This window comes from Streptomyces sp. WAC03905 (assembly GCF_057371075.1).
This window is the reverse complement of sequence record NZ_JBXYDZ010000003.1, coordinates 3,992,154-4,016,283: the sequence shown is the minus strand read 5'-3', so window position 1 is coordinate 4,016,283 and position 24,130 is coordinate 3,992,154. Positions and strand designations below refer to the sequence as shown.

At 70.3% G+C, this 24,130-nt stretch carries 25 protein-coding genes; 11 read left to right on the top strand and 14 right to left on the bottom strand.

All coding sequences use genetic code 11. From position 1 onward, the window contains the following. Nucleotides 1-16 precede the first annotated feature (16 nt). Nucleotides 17-769, bottom strand: coding sequence for a hypothetical protein (locus AC2RP6_RS20640; protein WP_486447527.1), 753 nt, complete (start codon nt 767-769; stop codon nt 17-19). Nucleotides 770-1,089: 320 nt separating this feature from the next. On the opposite strand from AC2RP6_RS20640, the gene AC2RP6_RS20635 reads away from it, so the two are divergent. Continuing rightward, nucleotides 1,090-2,178, top strand: coding sequence for a glycosyltransferase (locus AC2RP6_RS20635; RefSeq protein ID WP_486447526.1), 1,089 nt, complete (start codon nt 1,090-1,092; stop codon nt 2,176-2,178). A 79-nt stretch (nt 2,179-2,257) separates the two neighbouring features. Here AC2RP6_RS20635 and AC2RP6_RS20630 read toward each other — a convergent pair whose 3' ends face one another. Next, complete coding sequence (locus tag AC2RP6_RS20630; RefSeq protein WP_486447525.1) at nt 2,258-3,445, bottom strand: hypothetical protein; 1,188 nt, start codon at nt 3,443-3,445, stop codon at nt 2,258-2,260. Between the two features lie 252 nt (nt 3,446-3,697). Beyond that, complete coding sequence (gene thiC, locus AC2RP6_RS20625; RefSeq protein WP_486447524.1) at nt 3,698-5,485, bottom strand: phosphomethylpyrimidine synthase ThiC; 1,788 nt, start codon at nt 5,483-5,485, stop codon at nt 3,698-3,700. A gap of 210 nt (nt 5,486-5,695) precedes the next feature. Here thiC and AC2RP6_RS20620 point away from each other — a divergent pair, with 210 nt between their 5' ends. Next, nucleotides 5,696-7,084 carry a YibE/F family protein gene (locus AC2RP6_RS20620; RefSeq protein WP_486447523.1) on the top strand — a complete coding sequence of 463 codons (1,389 nt, stop codon included), beginning with the start codon at nt 5,696-5,698 and terminating at the stop codon, nt 7,082-7,084. 9 nt (nt 7,085-7,093) lie between these two features. Here the strand turns inward: AC2RP6_RS20620 and AC2RP6_RS20615 are convergent, their stop codons facing one another. From AC2RP6_RS20615 to AC2RP6_RS20600, 4 genes are all read right to left on the bottom strand, one after another. After that, the gene (locus AC2RP6_RS20615) at nt 7,094-7,543 is read right to left on the bottom strand and encodes an SsgA family sporulation/cell division regulator (RefSeq protein ID WP_030647381.1); all 450 of its coding nucleotides are present in this window, start codon (nt 7,541-7,543) and stop codon (nt 7,094-7,096) included. A 97-nt stretch (nt 7,544-7,640) separates the two neighbouring features. After that, nucleotides 7,641-8,387 carry an IclR family transcriptional regulator gene (locus tag AC2RP6_RS20610; protein WP_486447522.1) on the bottom strand — a complete coding sequence of 249 codons (747 nt, stop codon included), beginning with the start codon at nt 8,385-8,387 and terminating at the stop codon, nt 7,641-7,643. 288 nt (nt 8,388-8,675) lie between these two features. After that, on the bottom strand, nt 8,676-8,903 hold the full coding sequence (locus AC2RP6_RS20605) for a DUF5326 family protein (protein ID WP_486447521.1): 228 nt from the start codon (nt 8,901-8,903) through the stop codon (nt 8,676-8,678). A 150-nt stretch (nt 8,904-9,053) separates the two neighbouring features. After that, the gene (locus AC2RP6_RS20600) at nt 9,054-9,371 is read right to left on the bottom strand and encodes a cupin domain-containing protein (protein WP_486447520.1); all 318 of its coding nucleotides are present in this window, start codon (nt 9,369-9,371) and stop codon (nt 9,054-9,056) included. 89 nt (nt 9,372-9,460) lie between these two features. Here AC2RP6_RS20600 and AC2RP6_RS20595 point away from each other — a divergent pair, with 89 nt between their 5' ends. From AC2RP6_RS20595 to AC2RP6_RS20575, 5 genes are all read left to right on the top strand, one after another. After that, on the top strand, nt 9,461-9,841 hold the full coding sequence (locus AC2RP6_RS20595) for a phage holin family protein (RefSeq protein WP_486447519.1): 381 nt from the start codon (nt 9,461-9,463) through the stop codon (nt 9,839-9,841). A gap of 11 nt (nt 9,842-9,852) precedes the next feature. Next, nucleotides 9,853-10,344, top strand: coding sequence for a low molecular weight protein-tyrosine-phosphatase (locus AC2RP6_RS20590; RefSeq protein ID WP_486447518.1), 492 nt, complete (start codon nt 9,853-9,855; stop codon nt 10,342-10,344). Then, a complete protein-coding gene (locus AC2RP6_RS20585; protein WP_486447517.1) occupies nt 10,341-11,510 on the top strand; it encodes a cystathionine gamma-lyase in 1,170 nt (389 codons plus the stop codon). Before AC2RP6_RS20590 ends, AC2RP6_RS20585 begins: the two co-directional genes overlap by 4 nt. A 177-nt stretch (nt 11,511-11,687) precedes the next feature. Continuing rightward, a complete protein-coding gene (locus tag AC2RP6_RS20580; protein WP_486447516.1) occupies nt 11,688-12,593 on the top strand; it encodes a LysR family transcriptional regulator in 906 nt (301 codons plus the stop codon). 60 nt (nt 12,594-12,653) lie between these two features. Further along, a complete protein-coding gene (locus tag AC2RP6_RS20575) occupies nt 12,654-13,133 on the top strand; it encodes an NUDIX domain-containing protein (protein WP_486447515.1) in 480 nt (159 codons plus the stop codon). Between the two features lie 57 nt (nt 13,134-13,190). On the opposite strand, the gene AC2RP6_RS20570 is transcribed toward AC2RP6_RS20575, so the two are convergent. Continuing rightward, nucleotides 13,191-14,399, bottom strand: coding sequence for a globin domain-containing protein (locus AC2RP6_RS20570; RefSeq protein WP_486447514.1), 1,209 nt, complete (start codon nt 14,397-14,399; stop codon nt 13,191-13,193). A gap of 121 nt (nt 14,400-14,520) precedes the next feature. Continuing rightward, nucleotides 14,521-15,171 carry an HAD family hydrolase gene (locus AC2RP6_RS20565; RefSeq protein ID WP_486447513.1) on the bottom strand — a complete coding sequence of 217 codons (651 nt, stop codon included), beginning with the start codon at nt 15,169-15,171 and terminating at the stop codon, nt 14,521-14,523. 174 nt (nt 15,172-15,345) lie between these two features. Between AC2RP6_RS20565 and AC2RP6_RS20560 the strand changes: the two genes are divergently transcribed. From AC2RP6_RS20560 to AC2RP6_RS20550, 3 genes are read left to right on the top strand one after another with little or no spacing between them, the layout of a single operon-like run. Further along, nucleotides 15,346-16,239, top strand: a complete 894-nt coding sequence (locus AC2RP6_RS20560; protein WP_486447512.1) for a GNAT family N-acetyltransferase — start codon at nt 15,346-15,348, stop codon at nt 16,237-16,239. Between the two features lie 12 nt (nt 16,240-16,251). After that, complete coding sequence (locus AC2RP6_RS20555) at nt 16,252-16,713, top strand: GNAT family N-acetyltransferase (protein WP_486447511.1); 462 nt, start codon at nt 16,252-16,254, stop codon at nt 16,711-16,713. Between the two features lie 59 nt (nt 16,714-16,772). Next, complete coding sequence (locus AC2RP6_RS20550; RefSeq protein WP_486447510.1) at nt 16,773-17,948, top strand: winged helix DNA-binding domain-containing protein; 1,176 nt, start codon at nt 16,773-16,775, stop codon at nt 17,946-17,948. An 11-nt stretch (nt 17,949-17,959) separates the two neighbouring features. On the opposite strand, the gene AC2RP6_RS20545 is transcribed toward AC2RP6_RS20550, so the two are convergent. Then, entirely contained in the window at nt 17,960-19,345 is a 1,386-nt protein-coding gene (locus AC2RP6_RS20545; RefSeq protein WP_486447509.1) for a serine hydrolase domain-containing protein, read from the bottom strand. Between the two features lie 9 nt (nt 19,346-19,354). Next, nucleotides 19,355-20,812 (bottom strand): replicative DNA helicase, encoded by a 1,458-nt coding sequence (gene dnaB, locus AC2RP6_RS20540; RefSeq protein WP_486450390.1) that lies wholly within the window; start codon nt 20,810-20,812, stop codon nt 19,355-19,357. A 452-nt stretch (nt 20,813-21,264) separates the two neighbouring features. On the opposite strand from dnaB, the gene AC2RP6_RS20535 reads away from it, so the two are divergent. Then, nucleotides 21,265-22,602, top strand: a complete 1,338-nt coding sequence (locus AC2RP6_RS20535) for an MATE family efflux transporter (protein ID WP_486447508.1) — start codon at nt 21,265-21,267, stop codon at nt 22,600-22,602. Between the two features lie 149 nt (nt 22,603-22,751). On the opposite strand, the gene rplI is transcribed toward AC2RP6_RS20535, so the two are convergent. Genes rplI through AC2RP6_RS20520 form a run of 3 tightly spaced genes read right to left on the bottom strand, consistent with a single transcriptional unit; the run spans nt 22,752 to nt 24,089 of the window. Beyond that, the gene (gene rplI / locus AC2RP6_RS20530; RefSeq protein WP_468131048.1) at nt 22,752-23,198 is read right to left on the bottom strand and encodes a 50S ribosomal protein L9; all 447 of its coding nucleotides are present in this window, start codon (nt 23,196-23,198) and stop codon (nt 22,752-22,754) included. 18 nt (nt 23,199-23,216) lie between these two features. Continuing rightward, a complete protein-coding gene (gene rpsR, locus AC2RP6_RS20525) occupies nt 23,217-23,453 on the bottom strand; it encodes a 30S ribosomal protein S18 (RefSeq protein WP_005315025.1) in 237 nt (78 codons plus the stop codon). Nucleotides 23,454-23,495: 42 nt separating this feature from the next. Further along, on the bottom strand, nt 23,496-24,089 hold the full coding sequence (locus AC2RP6_RS20520) for a single-stranded DNA-binding protein (RefSeq protein ID WP_486447507.1): 594 nt from the start codon (nt 24,087-24,089) through the stop codon (nt 23,496-23,498). Between the last annotated feature and the right edge of the window lie 41 nt (nt 24,090-24,130).

Sequence of the window (24,130 nt, the reverse complement as noted above, 5' to 3'; positions counted from 1 at the left end):
CCGGCCGCTCAGCGCCCTACTTCAGGCTCTTGGGCAGGTGGTTGGGGTCCATGGGGCGGACCGGAGGCGCGGCGGGCGTCCGGCGCAGGTCCGGGTCGTTCGGGTCCGGCTGCGGCACGTCCAGGTTCCACACCCCGTTGCAGGTGAGCGTGTCGGGCGTGCCCGGGTTGACGGTGCAGAAGGTCTCCCAGATCTGGCCTCCCGTGGTCACCACCTCGATCACCAGGCGGTTGGCCTGGTGGCCGATGGACACGCCGCAGGCGCCCGCCGGGTAGTTGCCGACGGGGTTGGTGGTGAGGTCGTACCAGGTCCAGGGGCCCACGACCGTGCCGCCCATCGACAGCTCACGGACGCCGGCGTAGGTGTTGCCGTCGCCGGGGTTGACCGCCTTGAACTCGCGGTCGTTGTTGTCCCGGACGGAGTCGATGTCGACGCAGGCGCTCGCTCCCGTGGCACCGGTCGCTCCCGTGGGGCCGGTCGCGCCGTCCTGACCGTCCTCGCCGGGCTCGCCCTGCGGGCCGCGCGGACCCGTGGGACCCGTCGGGCCCCGCTGGCCCTCGCAGTCGTCGCCGCCGCGCGGACCCGCCAGCCTGGTGTCCGCAGCCCGCGGGCTCCAGCTCGAGTCCTCCTTCGCCTCGCAGCCTCCGCCGGCGGTCGGACCCGCCGACCGGACCGTCGCGGCCGACTGGAAGCTCTGCGCGGTGGCTACGGCCGGGCTCGCGATACCCGCCACCACCAGGGCGAGGGACGCGAGGGTACCTCCCTTCACGACGGCATTCCGCCGGATCACCGGGCCAAGAGGTGACCTGGTCCTGTTCACGGGGCTCATATGTGCCGCTCCTTCTCCGAAACCGGATCGAACGTTGTGCGATCGGCCCGGGCGGGCCGCCTCGGCCATGGTCGGTACACCTCATGGACGGAGCCGACCGCCCCGCGCGGCAGTCATCTCATCGGACTATCAATAAAGCCCCAATGGCGGCTCACATCGTGGCTTCCTTGCACCCCCCTGGCGGGATCCCTACCGTCGCCTCACGGTCGTCTTCACCACTTCCGGGGACGGGATCCTTGAAAGCAAAAATCTGCCTGAACATGATCGTGAAGAACGAGGCCGCGGTGATCAGGCGCTGTCTCGAATCCGTACGACCCCTGATCGACACCTGGGTGATCGTGGACACCGGGTCGACGGACGGCACCCAGGGGATCATCCGTGAATTCCTCGGCGATCTCCCCGGTGAACTGCACGAACGCCCCTGGAAGGGGTTCGACGGAAGCCGCACCGAAGCCATCGACCTGGCCCGCGCCGAGGCCGACTACCTGCTGTTCGTCGACGCGGACGACGTCATCGACATCGACCCCGGATTCCGGATGCCGGAGCTCACTTTCGATTCGTACGGCATCGCGGTGCACCACCGGCCCATCATCCACTGGCGCCCCGCTCTGGTGTCCACGCGATTGCCCTGGAAATACGTCGGCGTCCTGCACGAGTACCTCGATTGCGACGCGCCGTTCACCCGGGGGGTTCTCGAAGGCTTCCATATCCGCGTCGTCGGCGGCGGAGCCCGCCAGGGCGAAGGAGGCGACCGGGAGAAGTACCTCCGCGACGCCGCGATCCTCGAAAAGGGCCTGCTGGAAGAGCCGGAAAACGCGCGCTACGCCTTCTATCTCGCGCAGAGCTGGCGCGACGCGGGTGAGCCGGAGAAGTCCCTGGCCGCCTACGACCGGCGGGCGTCCATGGGCGGCTTCGCCGAGGAGGCCTTCTGCGCCCAGCTGTACGCGGCGCGGCTCGCGGCGGGCCTCCGGCGTCCGCCGGCCGAGGTCATGGACCGCTACCTGCGCGCCCACGAGAGCCGTCCCGGGCGGGCGGAGGCGCTGGGCGACCTGGCGCGCCTGTGCCGTCTCGACAGCCGCTTCCAGCTGGCGTACCTGTTCGCCCGTCAGGCGGCTCGGATCCCGCGTCCCGACGACATCCTGTTCGTCGAGTTCGACTGGTACGAGTGGCGCGCACTGGACGAGCTGGCGGTCTCCGCGTACTGGGTCGGCGCGTACGAGGAGTCGCTGGAGTGCTGCGACCGGCTCCTGCGGGAGGGGCGGCTGCCGGAGGGCCAGCGCGAACGGGTCGGGGAGAACCGCGCGTTCGCGCTGTCCAAGCTCGGTCCGGAGTACCAGGTGGTGGCCTGAGGGCCGGGCGCTCCCGCACGGCCGAGGGGCCGGACGCATGCCCGGCGCGGGATGTGTCCGGCCCCTCTTCACGCGTGCGTCAGCGGGTGCGGTTGAGGGGGGTTCCGCGCATCGTGTCCCCCTTGAAGTCCTTGCCCCGCAGGGCTCCGGTCGGGCCCGGGGTCAGTTCGACCCACGGCTCGTCCCAGACGAAGTTCGCTCCGTTGGTGTCGCCGTGCGTCTGGTAGACCCTGTTGTCCGTGGTCAGGACCTTGATGTAGGAGTTCGGGCCCTGGGCGACGATGGAGATGCCGCAGGCCCTGCCGAACGGGAAGTTCGGGTTGTCCGCGTCCGTGAGGTTCTGCCAGACGGGCACGCCGCCGGGCAGGACGGCCCGGCCGGCGTAGGCGAGGCCGTTCGTGAGGACGGCGTTGAACGACTCGGTGTTCGACGGAACGGTGCTGTCGATGTCGCTGCACGGACCGGTGGCGCCGGTCGCACCGTTGGTACCGGTCGGACCCGTCGCCCCGGTGGCACCGTTCGTACCGGTCGGACCCGTCGCCCCGGTGGCACCCGTCGCGCCGTTCGTACCGGTAGCCCCAGTCGCACCCGTGGCGCCGGTCGCACCCGTCGCACCATCCGTACCCGTCGCACCGGTTGCACCATCAGTGCCGTTGGTCCCCGGCGCACCGGTAGCTCCGGTGGCACCCGTGGCACCGTCCACACCGGTCGCACCGGTCGCGCCCGTTGCGCCGGTCGCACCTGTCCCACCCGTGGCGCCCGTTGCTCCGTCCGAACCCGTGGCGCCCGTGGGCCCGTCCGGACCCGTGGGACCTGTGGCACCGGTGGCCCCGTCCGGACCCGTAGCTCCGGTCGCCCCCGTCGCGCCGTCCGCGCCACTGGGGCCGGTCGGGCCCGTCGGGCCGGGGAGGCCCGGCTCGCACCGATCGTCACCGCGCGGGCCGGCCATAATCCCCGACCAGGGGCCCTCGTCCGGGTCGAACTGCGGGTCGCCGTACGGTCCCTGGTCCGGGCCCTCCTCCGGACGGTCGTCAGGACGACCGTGGTGAGGGTGGTGAGGGCGGTGCCCGCCCGGCTCGCAGTGGTCCCCGCCCATCGGGCCCGCCGCGCCGACCCGTTCGGCGGCCCGCACGCTCTGCGCCACGGCGACGGCGGGACTCGCCATTCCCATCATCACCAGGGCGAGCGACGCGAGCGTGCCCGCCTTGCGCCAACTGCTCCTCGGCAGCGGGCCCAGCGGCGACCTGGTCCTGTTCTCGGGGCGCATACCACTCCTTCTCGAAACCGATCGAGCGATCGACGGCGGTGGGCCTCTCCGGCCACACCCGTAGCGTGAGAAACCCGCCCGCGGAGCCCCGAAACACCTCGCAGACAAGTCCACTCATCGGACTATCGATCTGACACCAATGGTCCCCGCGTCCCCCGGACGGCACGCAGAAACGGGCGGGCCCGCGACTCCCCCCATGGGTCGCGGGTCCGCCCGTCAGCCGGGTCCGAACTGTCGGCCTGCCGAACGGCCTCAGTCGGCCAGCGGCAGGTAGACGCGGTTGCCCGAAGCCGCGAACTCGGCGGACTTCGCCGCCATACCGGCCTGGATCTCGTCCGCCTTCAGGTCCCCGCCGTGCTCACGGCGGATGTCCTGCGAGATCTTCATCGAGCAGAACTTCGGTCCGCACATGGAGCAGAAGTGCGCGGTCTTGGCCGGCTCGGCGGGCAGGGTCTCGTCGTGGAACTCACGGGCCGTGTCCGGGTCCAGCGCCAGGTTGAACTGGTCCTCCCAGCGGAACTCGAACCGCGCGTCGGACAGGGCGTCGTCCCACTCCTGCGCGCCCGGGTGCCCCTTGGCCAGGTCCGCGGCGTGCGCGGAGATCTTGTACGTGATGACGCCGGTCTTCACGTCGTCCCGGTTGGGCAGGCCCAGGTGCTCCTTGGGCGTGACGTAGCAGAGCATCGCCGTGCCCCACCAGGCGATCATCGCGGCGCCGATGCCCGAGGTGATGTGGTCGTACGCGGGCGCCACGTCCGTGGTCAGCGGGCCGAGCGTGTAGAACGGCGCCTCCTCGCAGATCTCCTGCTGAAGGTCGATGTTCTCCTTGATCTTGTGCATCGGGACGTGGCCCGGGCCCTCGATCATCGTCTGGACGTTGTGGCGCTTGGCGATGGTGTTGAGCTCGCCCAGCGTCTTCAGCTCGGCGAACTGGGCCGCGTCGTTGGCGTCCGCGATGGACCCGGGGCGCAGGCCGTCGCCCAGGGAGTACGTGACGTCGTACGCCGCCAGGATCTCGCAGAGTTCCTCGAAGTTCGTGTAGAGGAAGTTCTCCTTGTGGTGCGCGAGGCACCACGCGGCCATGATCGAGCCGCCGCGCGAGACGATGCCGGTCTTGCGGCGGGCCGTCAGCGGCACGTACGGGAGCAGCACGCCGGCGTGGACCGTCATGTAGTCGACGCCCTGCTCGGCCTGCTCGATGACCGTGTCCTTGTAGATCTCCCAGGTCAGGTCCTCGGCGCGGCCGTCGACCTTCTCCAGCGCCTGGTAGAGCGGCACGGTGCCGATCGGGACGGGGGAGTTGCGCAGCACCCACTCGCGGGTGGTGTGGATGTTGCGGCCCGTCGAGAGGTCCATGACCGTGTCCGCGCCCCAGCGGGTCGCCCAGGTCATCTTCTCCACCTCCTCCTCGATGGAGGAGGTGACGGCGGAGTTGCCGATGTTGGCGTTGACCTTCACCAGGAACTTCTTGCCGATGATCATCGGCTCGATCTCGGGGTGGTTCACGTTCGCCGGGAGCACCGCGCGGCCCGCGGCGATCTCCTCGCGGACGACCTCGGGCGAGACGTTCTCGCGGATCGCGACGTACTCCATCTCCGGGGTGATCTCGCCCCGGCGGGCGTACGCGAGCTGGGTGACGGCGGCGCCGTCACGACCGCGGCGGGGCAGCCGGGGGCGACCCGGGAAGACCGCGTCGAGGTTCTTGAGGCCACCGCGCGGCGAGGTGTGCTTGATGCCGTCGTCCTCGGGGCGGACCGGGCGGCCGGCGTACTCCTCGGTGTCGCCGCGGCCGATGATCCAGTTCTCGCGCAGCGGCGCGAGGCCCCGTCGCACATCGGTCTCGATCTGCGGGTCGGTGTACGGGCCGGACGTGTCGTACAGGGTCACGTCCTTGCCGTTGGTGAGGTGGACCTGGCGGACCGGCACCCGGATGTCGGGGCGGGAGCCCGCCACGTAGCCCTTGTGCCAGCCCGGCTTGCGCTCGGTCGAGCCGTCGGCTTCCTGGCCGACGGCAGGCGTGCGTGCGTCCTGAATGGTCATGAGACCTGATCTCCCTACGCCGGCATTACCCGGTAACAGGTTCGGCGGTCGGCGCAGCCTCCTCCCGTACGCATCGTGTTCGCGTACGGTGATCAGCGCCCTCTCAGCCCGGTGCTCCGAGCTCCCGCGTTGTGCAAAGGTGCCCCCACGCTAGCGTCATCCATGGCGTGCTGAACAGTGGGCCCCCTCATCTCTTGCGATGATCTGCTGGTGACGTCCTCGCCGCAGCCCCCCACCGAGCCCACTGAGCCCAGCGTCCACTCCGGCCACGCGCACGACGGCCACGGGCACTCCCACGGTCATTCCCACAGCCATGGCCACGGACCGGCCGCCCCCGTCTCGAAGCACCTGCGCAAGGTCATTGCGGCCGTCCTGATCCCCTTCGCCGCCGCCGTCTTCGTCGGGCTGGTGGTGCTGTGGCCGGGCGGCACGCCCGCCCACGAGCGCACCGGGGTGGGCTTCGACCGGCAGACCCAGCAGGCCAAGGTCGTCTCGCTGGAGCAGGTCGACTGCAAATCCGTGAACGCGGCCCAGGTGCCGGCGGCCGGCGGGACCTCCGGGCCGTCGGGCGGCGGGGCCAAGGGCGCGCAGAGCGGCGAGTGCAAGAAGGCCACCGTCGAGATCGGGAGCGGCCCGGACAAGGGACGCACCTTCGTGGAGATCGTCCAGCCCGGCGCGCCACGGCAGTTGACGGACGGTCAGGAAGTGGTGGTGGCGTACGCCCCGGACGCGCCCCGCGACCTCCAGTACTCGGTGATCGACGTGAACCGCAAGCTGCCGCTGGCGGTGCTGGCCGGCATCTTCGCGCTGTCGGTCGTGCTCGTCGGGCGGATGCGCGGTCTGTTCGCGCTGATCGCCCTGGTGGTCAGCTTCGGCGTGCTGACGCTCTTCATCCTCCCCGCCATCCTCCAGGGGTCGAACCCCTTGGTGGTCGCGGTGGTGGGGGCGAGCGCGATCATGCTGATCGCGCTCTACATGTGCCACGGCCTGACCGCCCGTACATCGGTCGCGGTCCTCGGCACGCTCGTTTCGCTGCTGCTGATCGGCCTGCTGGGCTCGGTGTTCATCGACTGGGCGTTCCTCAGCGGCAACACCGACGACAACACGGGGCTGATCCACGGGCTCTACCCGGACATCGACATGAGCGGCCTGCTGCTCGCCGGCGTGATCATCGGATCGCTGGGTGTCCTGGACGATGTGACGGTCACGCAGACCTCGGCCGTCTGGGAACTCCACCAGGCCGACCCGTCGATGGGACCGCGGTCGCTGTACCGGGCGGCCATCCGGATCGGGCGCGACCACATCGCGTCAGTGGTCAACACCCTGGTGCTGGCCTACGCGGGCGCCGCGCTGCCCCTGCTCCTGCTGTTCTCGATCGCCAACAGCAGCATGGGGTCGGTGGCGAACAGCGAGCTGGTAGCGGTGGAGATCGTACGGACCCTCGTGGGCTCGATCGGGCTGGTGGCCTCGGTGCCCGTGACGACGGCGCTGGCCGCTCTGGTGGTCTCGGCCGACCGGCCGGAATCCTCCGCCGCCGCACCGGCCGCCGTACCGGCCTCGGGACCGGTCCGCGGCCGGGGCCGGCGGCGCAAGCGCTGAACGGAAGGTTCAGCCGGCGTTCTGCTCGTTCTGCTTCGACTCGGCCAGGATTCTGCCGAGCGCCTCGTCCAGGTGTTCCTCGAAATCGCCCGTGTTCCGCTCCTGTCCGAGCGGAACGAGCCGGTCGGTCCGGTCGAGGAACGCGACGAGCGGGGCCGCACTGGCACGGAACAGGGCCCGGTCGCCACCGACCTGGAGCCGGATGTGGACGTCGGACAACTCCTCGGGGCTGGTGGGGGCGATGTGCACATCGCCGTCACCGCATGGCTTGTTGATGCCGTCGAGGAGGAGCTCCCGGCCGAACGCCCAGGTCACGGGCGCGTCTCCGGGAAGGTGGAAGGTAAGGCGGACTGCATAGGGATCACGGGCGTCGTACCGGAGTTCCACCGGGATCCGGAACGAGAGCTCCTCGGAAACGAGGAAGCTCATCATGACCTCTGCCTGTACCGACTCGCGCATTGACTACCCCGCTGTAGTGGAAGTGGCCAGGAATGATCCCCCAGGGCCCTCTTGACAAGAGTGGTGGAAGCGCTAGCAGATCACAAGGAGTGAGTTTTCAGATACTGATAGAGAACGAGAGGGTGCTCAACAGCGCGCCTACTTCACTCCGTAGTCGATCGACTACATACAGCAATCGATCTTCCTGATGCAGGGGCAAAGAAATGGCCATGGTCGCGGCCACATCCCCGGCTGTGATGGGGATGGCCGCACAGACCGTGCCGAGGGCATATTCCTGCCGCTCGATTACAGGCTGCATTCGCCCGAGGGCCCCGATCCGGTTCTCCAAGGAACGCAGATCGCGCACGGTATAAGGGGTGATGGCCTCGACCGGATGACGGTCGTAATAGTCCTTGCGCGCGTCCTCGTCGAGCTGCCCGAGCAGGCACTGCCCGATGGCGTGCGCGTATCCCGTCTCCCGGAAGTCGGCCCACTCCTCGCACGCGGGGCTGCCCGGGGTGTCCGAGACGCCCACGACCTCGATTTCACCCTCGCGGTAGACCGCGAAGTAGACGGGGGCCCCGACCACGTCGCGGAAGTGCGCGAGCGAGTCGAGGATCATGCTGCGACGTTTCTGCTGGAGTCCCCCGTCGGCCAGCCTGCCGGCCGCGGCGCCGAGTACGAAGACTCCGCACTCTCTGCGCAGATAGCCCTCGTGGGTCAGGGTGCGCAGCAGGTGGTAGGCCGTGGGGAGCGGAAGCCCGGCCTCACGCGCCAGCTGCTTGGCGGGGGCTCCCCCGCTGTGGGATCCCGCCGCTTCCAGCAGCCTCAGCGCCCTCTGCACCGAACCGATCAGTGTCGGCACACCGGCATTGTGGACCGGAGACACAGCTCACCCCCAGGCATGGCGGCGGGCCTTGAGGGGTGACCCGCTCGGCGGGGGCCACCCCCGCGCATGCCGGGTCCTGGGGGTCGCGCTCGGCGGGTCGTCGGCATCACCCCAGGTCAGGGGTGATAGCGGCTCTCGGTGCCCAGGGAACGGCACAGATCGCGACTCTATCCACCGATTCCGGGGCCGTGAGCGGTCGAAAGCGTCACGTTCCCTCAGCTGGGTTAATCCGGCAGCCGCCCCCGCCCGTCACCGACCACTCGCCTACCACTCGCCGGAGGAGGACTTCGACGTTCCGCCGCCGACCTTCTTCACGACGAAGATCAGACCGCCGACGAGGCCGACGAAGAGGAGCAGCTTGAAGGCGAGCGAGATCAGTGCGCCCAGGATGCTGGTGATGACACCCCCGAAGACGAACAGGGCCAGCAGCGGGACCGCGACCCACTTCACCCACCTGGGCATGCCTGCGAATATCTCTCGGATGCCGTTCATGTCCTCGACCTCTTCCCGGTCTTCCCGTCGGTGACTTCCTGCTCCCGATGCTAGGAGCGCGCCGGCTCCGATCGGGGACCGCGAGCCCCCGGAGTCCCCTGATCCGCCCCTTAGGGGGATCAGGGGCGCGACCCTCAACCGCGGGGCAGGTCAGCCCTCCGGCGGGGAGAACACCACCATCACCCTCAGGTCCTCGGTGATGTGGTGGAACTTGTGCACGACGCCCGCCGGAACGTAGACCACGCTGCCGCGCGCCACGGTGGTCGTCTCCTCCCCGACCGTGATCGAGGCCCTTCCGCTGACGACGAAGTACACCTCGTCCTGACCGTGCGGCCGCTGCGGATCGGTCTGGCCGGCGTCGAGCGCGTACAGCCCGACCGACATGTTCCGCTCGCGCAGGAACTGCAGATAGGCGCCGTCGTTGGCGGCCCGTTCCGCTTCGAGCTCGTCAAGCCGGAAGGCTTTCATCGTGGTTGTGCCCCTTGTACTCGATCGTTCCCTCGCATCCGCTGATCCGCGGATGTCCCACCGGGATCTTCTCTGCCACGATCAGACACATGACGAATTTCGTAGTCAAGACGCTCGCCAACGCGGCGGCCCTGGCCGTCGCGGTGTGGCTGCTTTCCGGCATCACCCTCGACGACGGCAGCAGTCTCGGCCGCCGGACGCTCACCCTGATCCTGGTCGCCCTGGTCTTCGGCCTGGTCAATTTGATCGTCAAGCCGCTCGTGAAGCTGCTTTCGCTGCCGCTCTTCGTCCTCACCCTGGGGCTGTTCACGCTGGTCGTGAACGCCTTGATGCTGATGCTGACCTCGTGGCTGGCCAAGCAGCTCGATCTCAGCTTCCACGTCGACGGGTTCTGGACCGCGCTGCTCGGCGGCCTGATCATCTCCGTCGTCTCCTGGGCCGTGAACATGGTCCTGCCCGACAAGAACTGAGCGGCCCGCGCATGTACCGCGTCTGCTTCGTGTGCACGGGCAACATATGCCGCTCCCCCATGGCCGAATCCGTCTTCCGCGCCCAGGTCGAACGGGCCGGACTCGGCGCCCTCGTCGAGGTGGACAGCGCCGGCACCGGCGGCTGGCACGAGGGCGACGGCGCGGACCCGCGCACGATCTCCGTCCTGGAGGCCGCGGGCTACGCGCAGGACCACCGCGCCCGGCAGTTCCGTTCCTCCTGGTTCTCCCGCCTCGACCTCGTCATCGCGCTCGACGCCGGGCACCTCGCGGACCTGCGGGCACTCGCACCCACCGCACAGGACGCCGCCAAGGTACGGCTGCTGCGGTCCTACGATCCGGCGGCCGCGGCCGGGCAGTACGACGTAGCGGACCCCTACTACGGGTCGGTCGACGGGTTCGAGGAATGCCTGGAACTCATCGAGGCGGCCGGCCCCGGCCTGCTGGACGCCGTACGCGAGGCGATGAAGGAGCACACCGCGTGAACGAGCACTTCCCCGCAAGGACCCCCGCGTCGATCGGTGACGGCACCCGCGCCGTACGCGCCGGTCTGCCCGAGGCGGTCAAGAACGAACCGCCCCTGCCCGGGCCGGTCTTCGCCGCCCACTTCCACCTCCCCGGGGACGTCGAGGGCCCCTACGCCTACGGGCGCGACACCAACCCGACCTGGACCCTGCTGGAACGGGCGATCGGGGAACTGGAAGCCCCCGGCCAGGACGTGCACACCATCGTGTTCGCCTCCGGCATGGCGGCGGTCTCCGCCGTTCTGCTCTCCCAGACGCGCACGGGCGACACCGTCGTCCTGCCGGACGACGGCTACCAGGCTCTGCCGCTGGTGCGGGAGCAGTTGGAGGCGTACGGGATCCACGTGCGCACCGCCCCCACCGGCTCGGACGCCCAGATCGAGGTCCTCGACGGCGCCCGGATCCTGTGGATCGAGACGCCGTCCAACCCCGGCCTCGACGTCTGCGACGTACGACGCCTCGCGGAGGCCGCGCACGCCGGCGGAACCCTGGTCGCCGTGGACAACACCCTCGCCACCCCGCTGGGGCAGCGGCCTCTGGAACTCGGCGCCGACTTCTCCGTGGCCAGCGGCACCAAGGGCCTCACCGGCCACGGCGACCTGCTGCTCGGATACGTCGTGTGCCGCGACCCGGAGCTCGCGGCACGCGTCCGGGGATGGCGCAAGATCGTCGGTGCGATCCCCGGCCCCATGGAGGCCTGGCTCGCCCACCGATCGCTGGCCACGATTCAACTGCGCGCGCAGCGCCAGTGGGCCAACGCCCTCGCCGTGGCGGAGGCGCTGAGCGAGCGCCGCGACGTACGCGGCGTGCGCTACCCGGGACTGACGACGGACCCCTCCCACAAGACGGCCGCCCGCCAGATGCGGGGCTTCGGCTCGGTGGTCTCCTTCACGCTGCCCGACCGGGCGCACGCGGAACGCTTCATGACCGCCCTGCGCCTCGTCGAGGACGCCACGAGCTTCGGCGGCGTCCGGTCCACCGCCGAGCGGCGCGGACGATGGGGCGGCGACGCCGTGTCCGAGGGCTTCATCCGCTTCTCCGCCGGGGCGGAGGACACCGATGACCTGGTCGCGGACGTCCTGAGCGCCCTCGACCGGGCCCTCGGCCCGGCTGGTCACGATCGCTGACGCAGCCGTGGAAAGGGCGGTCCGAGCCTCCCCCCTAGTGGCTCGGACCGCCCCGGGTTCCGCGCGCGAAGAACCACCCGACAAGGCTAATTGACTCTGCGTCAGAGTCCAATCACGGTAGCGACAGGGGCCTATCTGCATATTTATAGTTGTAGACCCCCACCGAGAGGTGTCGCGATGGATCTGGCCCTGCTGCGCACCTTCGTCACGGTCCACCGGGCGGGCTCGTTCACGCGCGCCGCAGCCCTCCTCGGACTGTCCCAGCCCGCCGTGACCTCGCAGATCCGCACACTGGAGCGCCAGTTGGGGCGGCCGCTCTTCCACCGCCGGGCCCGCGGCGTGACTCCCACCGCCGTCGGCGACGAACTCGCCCACAAAGCCGCCCCGCACCTCGACGCCCTGCTCCGGATCACCGAGGCCGAGCGGGAGGACACCGGCGGACTGCGGTCCCTCCACGTCGCCGGGCCGCCCGAGTTCCTGTCGCTGCGCGTGCTCCCCGCCCTGGCACCCCTCGTGGGCCAGGGCCACACCCTGCGCGCCACCCTGCAGAGCGACTCCGGGACCGTCCTCGACGGGCTCGCCGCCGGCCACCACGACCTCGTCGTCACCACCGCCCACCCGCGCGGCGGCCCCTTCACCGCCACCGCGCTGTGCGACGAGGAGCACGTCCTGGTCGCCGCCCCCTACTGGGCCGCCCTCGTCGACACCGACCGGCTGCGGGAGGACGGTCCCGGGGCTCTGGAGGGCATCCCGCTCGTCGAGGTCCACGAGACCCTGCCGCTCGTCACCCGCTACTGGAGCGCCGTCTTCGATGTCCTGCCGACCGCCAGGTCCCTGACGGCCACCGTGGTCGCCCCCGACCTGCGCGCCGTACTGGAATGCGTCCTCGCCGGCGCGGGACTCGCGGTGCTGCCCCGGTACCTGTGCCAGGACGCCCTGGACAGCGGCCGGATCACAGCCGTGGCGGAGCCTGCCGTACCCCCGCTGCGCACGTGGTTCCTGGTCCTGCGAGCAGGGAGCCCTTCCCTCACCCACCTCGCCCGGGCGCGCGCGCGGCTGCTGGACGCCGCCGTGCACTGGTGAGCCCCCTGTTTCCGGCCCGTGGCGCGTTTCAGAAGCGGAGCGGTGGGCCACTCTTCTCCCATGACCGAACGTCCCGTGGTCAAACGCACCGCCCGCGCGATCCTGCTCGACGGTGACGACCTGATCCTCATCAAACGCACCAAGCCCGGCGTCGACCCGTACTGGGTCACCCCAGGCGGGGGAGTGGAGTCCTCGGACGCCACCGTCGTCGACGCCCTCCACCGAGAGGTCCACGAAGAACTCGGCGCGAAGATCACCGATGTCGTGCCCTGCTTCGTCGACACCGTCGAGCACATCGCCGATGGCGGAGTGACCGGCGTGAAGGTGCAGCACTTCTTCGTCTGCCGCCTCGAATCGATGGACCCGAGCCTCCGGCACGGCCCCGAGGTCGACGAGCCCGCCGGGGAGTACGAGATCGTCCGCGTGCCCTTCAGCCGGGTGGGCATCGCCGTGGTCCATCTCGTCCCACTGTCCCTACGGCACTACCTGGACGGCAACATCGAGGGCGTGCGCGCCATGCACGCGCCCGACCTGGGCTGAGGCCGCTCCGGGGCCGGTGGGCCGCCGCCGGTCCCGGACCGGTCGTGCCCGCCGGTCTCACCCGGCGATGCCCGCCAGTTCCTCGACGGCGTCGTGCCGGATCCGTTCGCCGGGGATGCCGATCCGCAGCAGCTCGTCCACCCCGCTGCGGATCATCGCCGGTGGTCCCGAGATGAAGGCGTCGTACGAGCTCCAGGGCCCGTGCTCACCCACGGCGTGCGGCAGCTGTCCCGCCAGCCCGTCACCGACCACCGGCCGTACCGACAGCCACGGGTGCGAGCGCTGCAGCCCCAGCAGGGTGTCTTTGTCGTACAGGTCGCTGTCGCTGCGGGCCCCGAAGAACACCTCCACCGGCCGACGCTCCCCGTGTCCGGCCACGTCCTCGATCAGCGCCTTGATCGGGGCGATACCCGTGCCGCCGCCCAGGCAGAGCATGCCGTTGTCCGTGGTGTGGTCCACCACCATCGACCCGGCCGGCGGCCCCAGACGCAGCACGTCGCCGGGGCGGGCATGGCGCACCAGCGCGTTGGAGACCCAGCCCGCGGGGACGGCCTTGACGTGGAAGGAGAGCAGTCCGTCGGCGCGGGGGGCCGAGGCGAAGGAGTAGTGCCGCCACACCCGCGGCCACCACGGGGTCTCGAGACTGGTGTACTGGCCGGCCAGGAAGGCGTAGGGCTGGTCGGGGCGGACGGTCAGCACGGCGATGTCAGGCGTGCGCAGTTCGTGGGAGACCACCTCCGCGTGCCACCAGGCGGGGCTCTTCACCTCGTCCGCGGCCGCCGCGTCGATCATGATCTGGGAGATCGCGGTGTACGCCCGCACCCACGCGGCCTCCGTCTCCGGTCCCCAGCTCAGCGTCGCGAACCGGGCCAGCGCCCCGACGAGCGCCTCACCGATCACGGGGTAGTGGCCGGCCATGGTGCCGTACTTGCGGTGGCCGGTGCCCAGGCGGCAGAGGTAGGGGGCGAGTACTTCGGGGTTGTCGATGTGCTCGGCGGCGGTCAGCAGGGCCTTCAGCAGGCGGTCGCGCTGCGTGTCCATGGCCACCGGGAACATGTCCCGCACCTCGGGATGCCCGGTGAAGACCAGGGCGTAGAAGTACGAGGTCACCTTGTCGGCGACCGGGGCGATCTCCGCGAGGGTCCGGCGGATGAGTACGGCATCCGGTGAGGGCTCGGCCGTACCGCCCTCGGAGGGTATCCGGGCCGCTTCGCGTCTGGCCGATCTGGTGGGCGGAGCGTCCATGCGGTGCCTCGCTTCGAGCATCTCGGTCGGTCTGCACACGCCACGGTCTATGAAGCCGTGGTTCCGGGTTTCACAGCGTGCCAGCCGTCCCAGAGGCCCGCGGGGAAACGCGGAAAATCCGCGTTTCGAACCCACTTTCCTCCTAAGATGCGTCAACTCCCGGGCGTGCCACCGCCACGAGCTGGTATACCTCCCGCAGATCCCGCCCTTCGTAGACGTGGCTCGCACGCGCGGCCAGATGCGGTCGCGCATTGACCGCCACCGAAACGGAAACCGCCTCGAAGAGGTGGATGTCGGTCGCCGAATCCCCGTACGCCACACAGTCGGCCCGGGTCACCCCGAACTGCTCGCACAGCCGGTCGGCCACCACGACCTTGGTCTCCGGGGTCAGGATTCCGGCCTCCTCGACGGGCCGCGTGAACGGCACCTCCGGGTAGACCGACCCGTGGGCGGCATGCGCGCCCCACTCCAGCAGCAGTTCCACGAAGAACGAGGGCGACAGGGAGACCACCGCGCAGTACTCCCCACGCTGCCTGATCTCCTGCCAGACGTCCCGGATGCCCGCCAGCCAGGGAGCCCCGTCGAACGCGGCCCGGACGTGCTCCTGCGTCAGCCCGGCCCACAGAGCGTGGACCGCCACCGAGAACTGGTGAGGCCCGATCTCCCGCGCGGCGAAGGACCGCTCCAGTGCGGCGATCTCGGTACTCACCCCGAGCTGGCGGGAAATCTCCACCGGAGCCGCCGAGCCGTACATCAGGGTTCCGTCGAGGTCGAAGAGGTGCAGGCGCGTCATAGCCCGAGGCTAGTGGCTTGGTTTCACGTGAAACACCGTGTTTCACGTGAAACACCGCTCCGGCGTTCACGGGGGGGGCGACGGCCCGCGCAGTCGCCCGAACACTCATGTTTCACGTGAAACATCGGCTCAAATCCTCTGGACGAGCCCACGCCCATGATCCAGTCTGGGCCGGTGACACCACCACACATCACCGATCTGCCGATCCGGGCGCTGACCGTGGACGATCTCCACCGCTGCGCCGACCTGTCCGAAGATCGTGGCTGGCTCCGCGAGGACCACAAGTGGGGACTTCTGCTCGCCGCCGGAAACGGCTTCGGCGTGGATGCTCCGGACGGCCGGGGCCTCGCCGCCGCCTGCGTCGTCACCCGGTACGGCAGCACCTCCGCCGGGCCAGGACTCGCCGCCATCGGCATGGTTCTCGTGGCCGACCGCTACGCCCGACAGGGCCTGGGGCGCACCTTGATGGTCCACGTCTGCAATGACGTACTCAAGGGTCTCCCGCTCACCCTGCACGCCACACCGTACGGGCGCCCGCTCTACGAGGAGCTCGGGTTCAAGACCACGGGGCGCGCCGAAATGCTGATGGGCGCTTTCCATGACGAAGGCGGCCCGGCCGCTCACGGAATTACACGGGTGCGGCCCGCGGTTGCCGACGATCTTCCGCGCATCCTGCACCTGGACGCCGAAGTCTTCGGAGCGGACCGCACGCACATGATCACGCGGCTGCCCGCCTTCGCCGACCAGTTGCTCGTCTGCGAGGAGCCCAGCGGGGACGGAACGCTCACGGGATACGCCGCCGCCTGGCCCAACATGCACACCCATGTCATCGGGCCCCTCATCGCCCGCGACACCGGCACCGCCAAGTCCTTGATCACCGCGCTCGCCCAGGGCACGGACCGGGTCCTGCGCACCGATGTGGACGTCCGGCACGAGGAACTGCTGGCGTGGCTGAAGGGCCGCGGGCTGGAGTCCGTGGCCTTCAACGCCGTGATGACCCGGGACATCCCCGAACTCCCCGGCGACTGGACCCGCCGCTGGGCACCGCTGACCGTGGCCGCCGGCTGAGAGGAGCTCCTCGTGACCCATTCCCCCGAACTGTCGATCAGGCCCGCCACCGAAGCCGATCTCCCGGCCATCGTCGCCATGCTGGCCGACGACCCACTCGGTGCCACCCGCGAGTCCCCGGAAGACCTCACCCCCTACCGCACGGCCCTGAAGCGGCTCGCCGATGACCCCAACCAGCACCTGGTCGTCGCCGTGCGGGCCGACCGGGTCGTGGGCACCCTCCAGCTGACCATCGTCCCCGGCCTGTCCCGCAAGGGCGCCACCCGCTCCGTCATCGAGGGCGTCCGCGTCCACGCCGACGAGCGGGGTGGCGGACTGGGCACCCGCTTCATCGAGTGGGCGATCGAGACGTCCCGGGCCGAAGGCTGCACGCTCGTCCAGCTGACCTCGGACGTGACCCGCACCGATGCCCACCGCTTCTACGAGCGGCTCGGGTTCGCGGCGTCGCACGTCGGGTTCAAGCTCCAGCTCTGACCCACCGCCGTGGGCCGGGCCGCAGCTCTCCGTCGGCGGCCCGGCCTACGATCGGGAAGATGAGCGCCCGTCTCCCCCTCATCAGCACCACGGAACGCCGCAGCCGGCTCGGCCGACGCCACCGGCTGGCTCCGTCGGCCCGTGCCACGACGGTCGCCGGGGCGGCGGACGCCGTGGTCGCCCTGCACGCCACCGACGCCGCGACCGTCTTCCTCTCCGCGCGGGCCCGGCTCGCCGAGGGCGGACCCGGGACCGTCGAGCAGGCGCTCTACGACGACGTCGGGCTCGTCCGGCTGCTCAGCATGCGCAACACCCTCTTCGCGGTGTCCTCGGAACTCGCCCCCTACGTCGACGCGTCGACCGCTCGTGGCATCGCCGTCAAGGAGCGCCGTACCTTCCTCAAGCACCTCGACGAGGACGGGCAGGGACTCGACGCCGAGTGGCTGGCCCGGGTGGAGACCGCCGCGCTGGACACCCTCGACACCCACGGACCGCTCACCGGCAGTCAGCTGTCCGCCGCCCTACCCGACCTGCGGCAGAAAATCACCCTCGGGCGGGGCAAGAAGTACGAGACGGAGCAGGGGGTCGCCACCCGGGTCATCCGGCTGCTGGCCGCCGACGGCCGGATCCGCCGGGACCGGCCACGCGGATCGTGGACCTCCAGCCAGTTCCGCTGGGTCCACACCGATCCCTGGCCCGCCGTACCGGCAGCCGAGGCCCGCGCGGAGATCGCCCGCCGCTGGCTGCACGCGTACGGCCCGGCCACCGAGGCCGACCTCAAGTGGTGGACCGGCTGGAGCCTCACCGACGTCCGCAAGGCCCTCGCGGCCGTCGGTCCCGACCAGGTACGCCTCGACGACGGCAGCACGGCCCTCGTCGGTCCCGGGGACACCGCGCCCGAGCCGGCCCCGGAACCCTGGGCGGCGCTGCTGCCCGCGCTCGACCCCGCCGGCATGGGGTGGTCCGACCGGGGTTTCCACCTCGACGCCGCCCACCGGCCCGCACTGTTCGACTACGCGGGCAACATCGGGCCCACCGTGTGGTGGAACGGCGAGATCGTCGGGGGCTGGGCGCAGCGTCCGGACGGTGAGATCGTCTGGCGGCTGCTGGCCGACCCCGGCCGCACCGCCCGGGAGGCGATCACCGCCGAAGCCGCCCGCCTCTCCGACTGGGTGGGCGACGCCCGCGTCACCCCGCGCTTCCGCACGCCGTTGGAGCGTGAGCTCGTCCTCTGAGGCCCGGCCGGTCAGCCGATGCCGCGCCAGCCCTGCGGGTCCACTCCGCCGGGCACCGGGGCCGCGGCGTCGTACGGCTCCCTCGTGAACACGAAGGACGCCAGGTCGAGGTGGCTCACCGAGCCGTCCTCCCGGCGCACCGCCCGCAGGGTCTCCCCGGCGTAGTAGCCCGACAGACCGGTCCAGCTGCCGTCGGGCTCGGCCCGGAAGCGTGCCGTGCGGCCCGCCCCGCCGACCGGCGCCAGTTCGAGGGTACCGTCCGCGATCAGCCGCACCACCTGGGCCGAAGTCCCCCAGTACCAGGGCCCGCACAGCTCCAGAGGCACTCGGTCCGCCTCCTGGAACGGCCGCCACGGCGGCGGGAACGGGGGCTCGGCGTCCGCCACGATCCCGACGAGGTCGGCGGCCACGGCCGTGGCCGCCGGCCCCGACGTGCAGTTGGCCAGGACCACCGCCGCCACGTCGTCCGCCTCGCTCAGCCACAGCCCCGCGAGGAACCCCGGCAGCGAGCCGCTGTGGCCCACCAGCCGGCGCGCACCGTGGGCCATCAGCTGCATCCCCAGTCCGTATCCGAAGTCGGCGAAACCGGGCTCGGGCGGCGCCACCGGCCGGCGCATCTCCCGTACCGACTCCGCGCTCAGGACCCGCTCGTCACCGCGCAGCAGGAAGTCGGCGAACCGTGCGAGGTCGCGGGTCGTGGACCACAGCTGACCGGCCGCGGCCATCAGCCCCAGGTCCTCCAGCGGTTCGGGCATCATCACGTCGGCCCACGGATGGACCGCCCAACCACCCGCGTGGGGAGCCTGCGGCAGCCCGCTCGTACGGTCCAGGCCGAGGGGCTCCAGCACCTCGGAGCGCAGGACCTCTTCCCAGGGCCGGCCGCGCATTGCCTCCACCAGTGAACCCAGCAGGGTGTAACCGGGGTTGGAGTAGTGGTGCCGGGTGCCGGGAGTGAGCTTGAAGGGCTCTTCGCCCAGCACGTCGACGAGCTCGGGCCGCTGCGTACCGGGGGTGCGCTCCCACCACTCTCCGGGGGTCTCCGCGGCCAGCCCGCCGGTATGGGCGAGCAGTTGCAAGACGGTCACCCGGCCGGCGGCCGTCCCCGGCAGATGCTTCTCCAGCGGGTCCTCGAGCCTCAGCAGCCCTTCGTCCCGCAGGCGCATGACGAGGACGGCGGTGAAGGTCTTGCTGATCGACCCGATCCGGTACTGGACGTCACCGTCCGGGCCGTGCCCTTCGACGGAGGTCCGGGAGCCCTCCCATACCACCTCTCCGCCGCGCAGTACGGCTGCAACGACGGACGGCGCCCGGCCGGCGCTCTGCGCGACGGCGAGCCGGTGCCGCAGCGCACGCCGGGTGGTGGGGAGCAGTTCACGGTCCTGGGCAGACTCATCCATGATCGGATGCTACGTGTTGGCCATGTCCACGAAGCGCGAGTAGTGGCCCTGGAAGGCCACGGTGATCGTCGCGGTGGGGCCGTTTCGGTGCTTGGCCACGATCAGGTCGGCCTCACCGGCGCGCGGGGACTCCTTCTCGTACGCGTCCTCACGGTGCAGCAGGATCACCATGTCGGCGTCCTGCTCGATCGAGCCGGACTCACGCAGGTCGGAGACCATCGGCTTCTTGTCGGTTCGCTGCTCCGGACCACGGTTCAGCTGGGACAGCGCGATCACCGGGACCTCCAGCTCCTTCGCCAGCAGCTTGAGGTTTCGGGACATGTCCGAGACCTCCTGCTGACGGCTCTCGGGCCGGCGCGAGCCGCCCGACTGCATCAGCTGGAGGTAGTCGATGACGACGAGCGAGAGGTCGTTGCGCTGCTTGAGCCGACGGCACTTGGCCCGGATCTCCATCATCGACAGGTTGGGCGAATCGTCGATGTAGAGGGGGGCGGCGGAGACGTCGGGCATCCGACGGGCCAGCCGGGTCCAGTCGTCGTCCGTCATCGTGCCCGAACGCATGTGGTGGAGCGCCACCCTGGCCTCGGCCGAGAGCAGACGCATGGCGATCTCGTTGCGCCCCATTTCGAGGGAGAAGATCACGCTGGGCAGGTTGCTCTTGATGGAACAGGCCCGCGCGAAGTCCAGCGCGAGGGTGGACTTACCCATGGCCGGGCGGGCGGCGATGACGATCATCTGGCCGGGATGCAGGCCGTTGGTCAGCGAGTCCAGGTCGGTGAAGCCGGTGGGGACGCCCGACATCTGCCCGCTGCGCGAGCCGATGGCCTCGATCTCGTCGAGGGCGCCCTCCATGATGTCGCCCAGTGGCAGGTAGTCCTCGGAGGTGCGCTGCTCGGTGACGGCGTAGATCTCGGCCTGGGCGCTGTTGACGATCTCGTCGACGTCGCCGTCGGCCGCGTATCCCATCTGCGTGATCTTCGTGCCGGCGGCGACCAGGCGGCGAAGGACGGCCCTCTCGTGGACGATCTCCGCGTAGTACTCCGCGTTGGCCGCCGTCGGCACGGACTGGACCAGGGTGTGCAGGTAGGAAGCCCCGCCGACCTTGCTGATCTCGCCGCGGCGCGTCAGCTCGGCGCCGACGGTGATCGGGTCGGCCGGCTCGCCCTTGGCGTACAGGTCGAGGATGGCCTGGTAGATCGTCTCGTGCGACGGCCGGTAGAAGTCGTGGCCCTTGATGACCTCGACGACGTCGGCGATGGCGTCCTTGGAGAGCAGCATGCCGCCGAGCACCGATTGCTCGGCGTCGAGGTCCTGCGGGGGGACGCGCTCGAAGCCGCCACCGTCCCAGGAGCCGCCCTCACGACCTCGGTCGTGCTGCTCGTCGCCGCGGCCCCGGCCCTCTCCGTTACGGCGCGGACGGGCGGGCAGACGGTCACTCGGACCACTGTCGGCCCAGGGGTCGTCCATGGGCTCGGGCATGCTCACCGGGCCGCCTCCTCCCGTCCGCTGCGCGGACCTCGCCGTGCGACTCTTTCTACGACACGGCTCTGACATTTGGGGCACCCGAATCCGCTCTCGGCGAGTCGGGCAACGCCCCACGGTAGGGCCGGGAGCGGCGTCAGCCAATCTTGTTATCCACAGGCTCTGTGGATGAGATGTGGATGACGGCGCCAATGCTGTGGGTAACTCCCCGGAAGCTGTGCACGGACCGGGGGACGACGCTGTGGACAAAATCACCCGGGGCACCCCGTTACCCCGGCTGACCTGCGATTTCCTCATCCACGGACGGCGGGCGCGAAAATTGTTCGGCGCGCTCTCGAGAACGCCTCCAACGAGGCGGGAAGAACCTGCAAGCCAGCACCTTGGTAAGGATCCATCAGGTGTTGCGTCCATTACCTGTGGAAGATTAGATTGGTCGCATGACACAGGCCCTCGCAGCACCCACGGCTGGGCCGAGACGGCATGACCGGGAGATCTTCGCTCTCGCAGTCCCCGCCTTCGGCGCCCTCGTTGCCGAACCCCTCTTCGTCATGGCCGACAGCGCCATCGTGGGACACCTCGGCACCCCGCAGCTGGCCGGCCTGGGCATCGCCGCCGCCCTGCTCACCACCGCCGTGAGCGTCTTCGTCTTCCTGGCCTACGCCACCACCGCGGCCGTCTCCCGCCGGGTCGGTGCGGGAGACCTGCAAGCGGCCATCCGGCAGGGAATGGACGGCATCTGGCTGGCTCTGCTGCTCGGGGTGGCCGTCATCGCCGTGGTACTCTCCGCCGCGCCCGCGCTGATCTCCCTCTTCGGCGCCTCCGACGCCGTCGCCCCGCACGCGATCACCTATCTGCGCATCTCCGCCCTCGGCATCCCGGCGATGCTCGTGGTCCTGGCGGCCACCGGGGTGATCAGGGGCCTCCAGGACACCCGTACGCCGCTCTACGTGGCGATCGGCGGCTTCGCCCTCAACGCGGTCCTGAACGTCGCCCTCGTCTACGGCGCTGGCCTCGGCATCGCCGGCTCCGCCTGGGGCACGGTCCTCGCGCAGTGCGCCATGGCCGCCGCCTACCTCTTCGTGGTCGTGCGCGGTGCCCGACGGCACGGCGCCTCCCTGCGTCCCGACAGCGCCGGAATCCGTGCCTGCGCCCAGGCCGGCGCTCCACTGCTGGTCCGCACGCTGTCCCTGCGCGCCATCTTGATGATCGCGACCGCCGTGGCCGCCCGGCTCGGCGACGCCGACATCGCGGCCCATCAGATCCTGCTCTCCCTGTGGAGCCTGCTCGCCTTCGCCCTGGACGCCATCGCGATCGCCGGACAAGCGATCATCGGCCGCTACCTGGGCGCCGGCGACACGGACGGCGCCAAGGCCGTCTGCCGCCGGATGGTGCAGTGGGGCATCGCGACGGGCATCGTGCTCGGCCTGCTGGTGGTCCTCGCCCGCCCGGTCTTCATTCCGCTGTTCACCAGCGACCCGGCCGTCGAGAACGCCCTGCTGCCCGCCCTTCTGGTGGTGGCCCTCTCCCAGCCCGTGTCCGGCATCGTCTTCGTACTGGACGGGGTACTGATGGGCGCCGGCGACGGACGCTACCTGGCCAGGGCCATGCTCGTGACGCTTGCCGCCTTCGCCCCCGCCGCACTGCTGGTCCCCGCTCTGGGCGGCGGCCTGACGATGCTCTGGTGGGCCATGACCCTGATGATGCTGGTCCGGATGGTCACGCTCCAGCTGCGGGCCCGCTCAGGCCGGTGGGCGGTCGCGGGAGCCACCCGGTAGGTGTTTCACGTGAAACACCCGCTCTGTGGTCGTCGTATCGGCTGCGGCCGCCGTGTTTCACGTGAAACATCGTCGGCCGACCGGCACGCAGAGCCCAGAAAACGACGAAGGGCCGCACCCCGTGGGGTGCGGCCCTTCATGTGCAGCCCTTAGGCGGCAACGACCTCGATGCCCACGTTCGCGGCCACGTCGGCGTGCAGACGCACGGAGACCTGGTACGAACCGAGGGTCTTGATCGGGGAGCCCAGCTCGACGCGGCGCTTGTCGACCTTCGGGCCACCGGAGGACTCGATCGCCGTGGCGATGTCGGCCGGGGTCACGGAGCCGAAGAGGCGACCGGCGTCACCCGCGCGGGTGGCCAGACGGACCTTCACGCCCTCGAGCTTGGCCTTGACCTCGTTGGCCTGCTCGATGGTCGCGATCTCGTGGATCTTGCGGGCGCGGCGGATCTGCGCCACGTCCTTCTCGCCACCCTTGGTCCAGCGGATCGCGAAACCACGCGGGACCAGGTAGTTGCGAGCGTAACCGTCCTTGACGTCGACGACATCGCCGGCGGTGCCGAGGCCAGAGACCTCGTGGGTCAGGATGATCTTCATTAGTCGGTCACCCTTTCCTTATCGCGCGGTGGACGTGTAGGGCAGCAGCGCCATCTCACGGCTGTTCTTCACGGCCGTGGCGACGTCACGCTGGTGCTGCGTGCAGTTGCCGGTAACGCGGCGGGCACGGATCTTGCCGCGGTCGGAAATGAACTTCCGCAGCATGTTCGTGTCCTTGTAGTCCACGTAAGCGGTCTTGTCCTTGCAGAACGCGCAGACCTTCTTCTTAGGCTTGCGCACAGGCGGCTTCGCCATTGTGTCTCTCCTGTGTGATCAAGAAGTTTGGATGGAGCTGCCCTAGAAGGGCGGCTCGTCCGAGTAGCCACCGCCGGAACCGCCGGAGCTTCCGCCCCAACCGCCCCCGCCGCCGCCCTGCTGCTGGCCACCGGCCGGCGCGCTGGACGCCCACGGGTCGTCGGAGGGAGCTTCGCCGCCCTGCTGGCCGCCGCCGCTGGGGGCTCCGCCCCAGCCGCCGCCACCCTGCTGCTGCTGACCGCCGCCGCCGTATCCGCCCTGGCCACCGCGACCGGTGGTCTTGGCGACCTTGGCCGTGGCGTTCTTCAGGCTGGGGCCGACTTCCTCGACGTCCAGCTCGTAGACCGTGCGCTTGACACCCTCACGGTCCTCGTACGACCGCTGCCTCAGCCGGCCCTGCACGATGACGCGCATGCCTCGCTGGAGGGACTCGGCGACGTTCTCCGCCGCCTGCCGCCACACCGAGCAGGTCAGGAACAGGCTCTCGCCGTCCTTCCACTCATTGGTCTGACGGTCGAAGGTGCGGGGGGTGGACGCGACACGGAACTTCGCGACCGCCGCACCCGAGGGGGTGAAGCGCAGCTCGGGGTCGTCGACGAGATTGCCGACGACCGTGATGACGGTCTCGCCTGCCATGGATGAACCTCTCGGCGGGGATTGCTGCTGGGCTGCTGTGC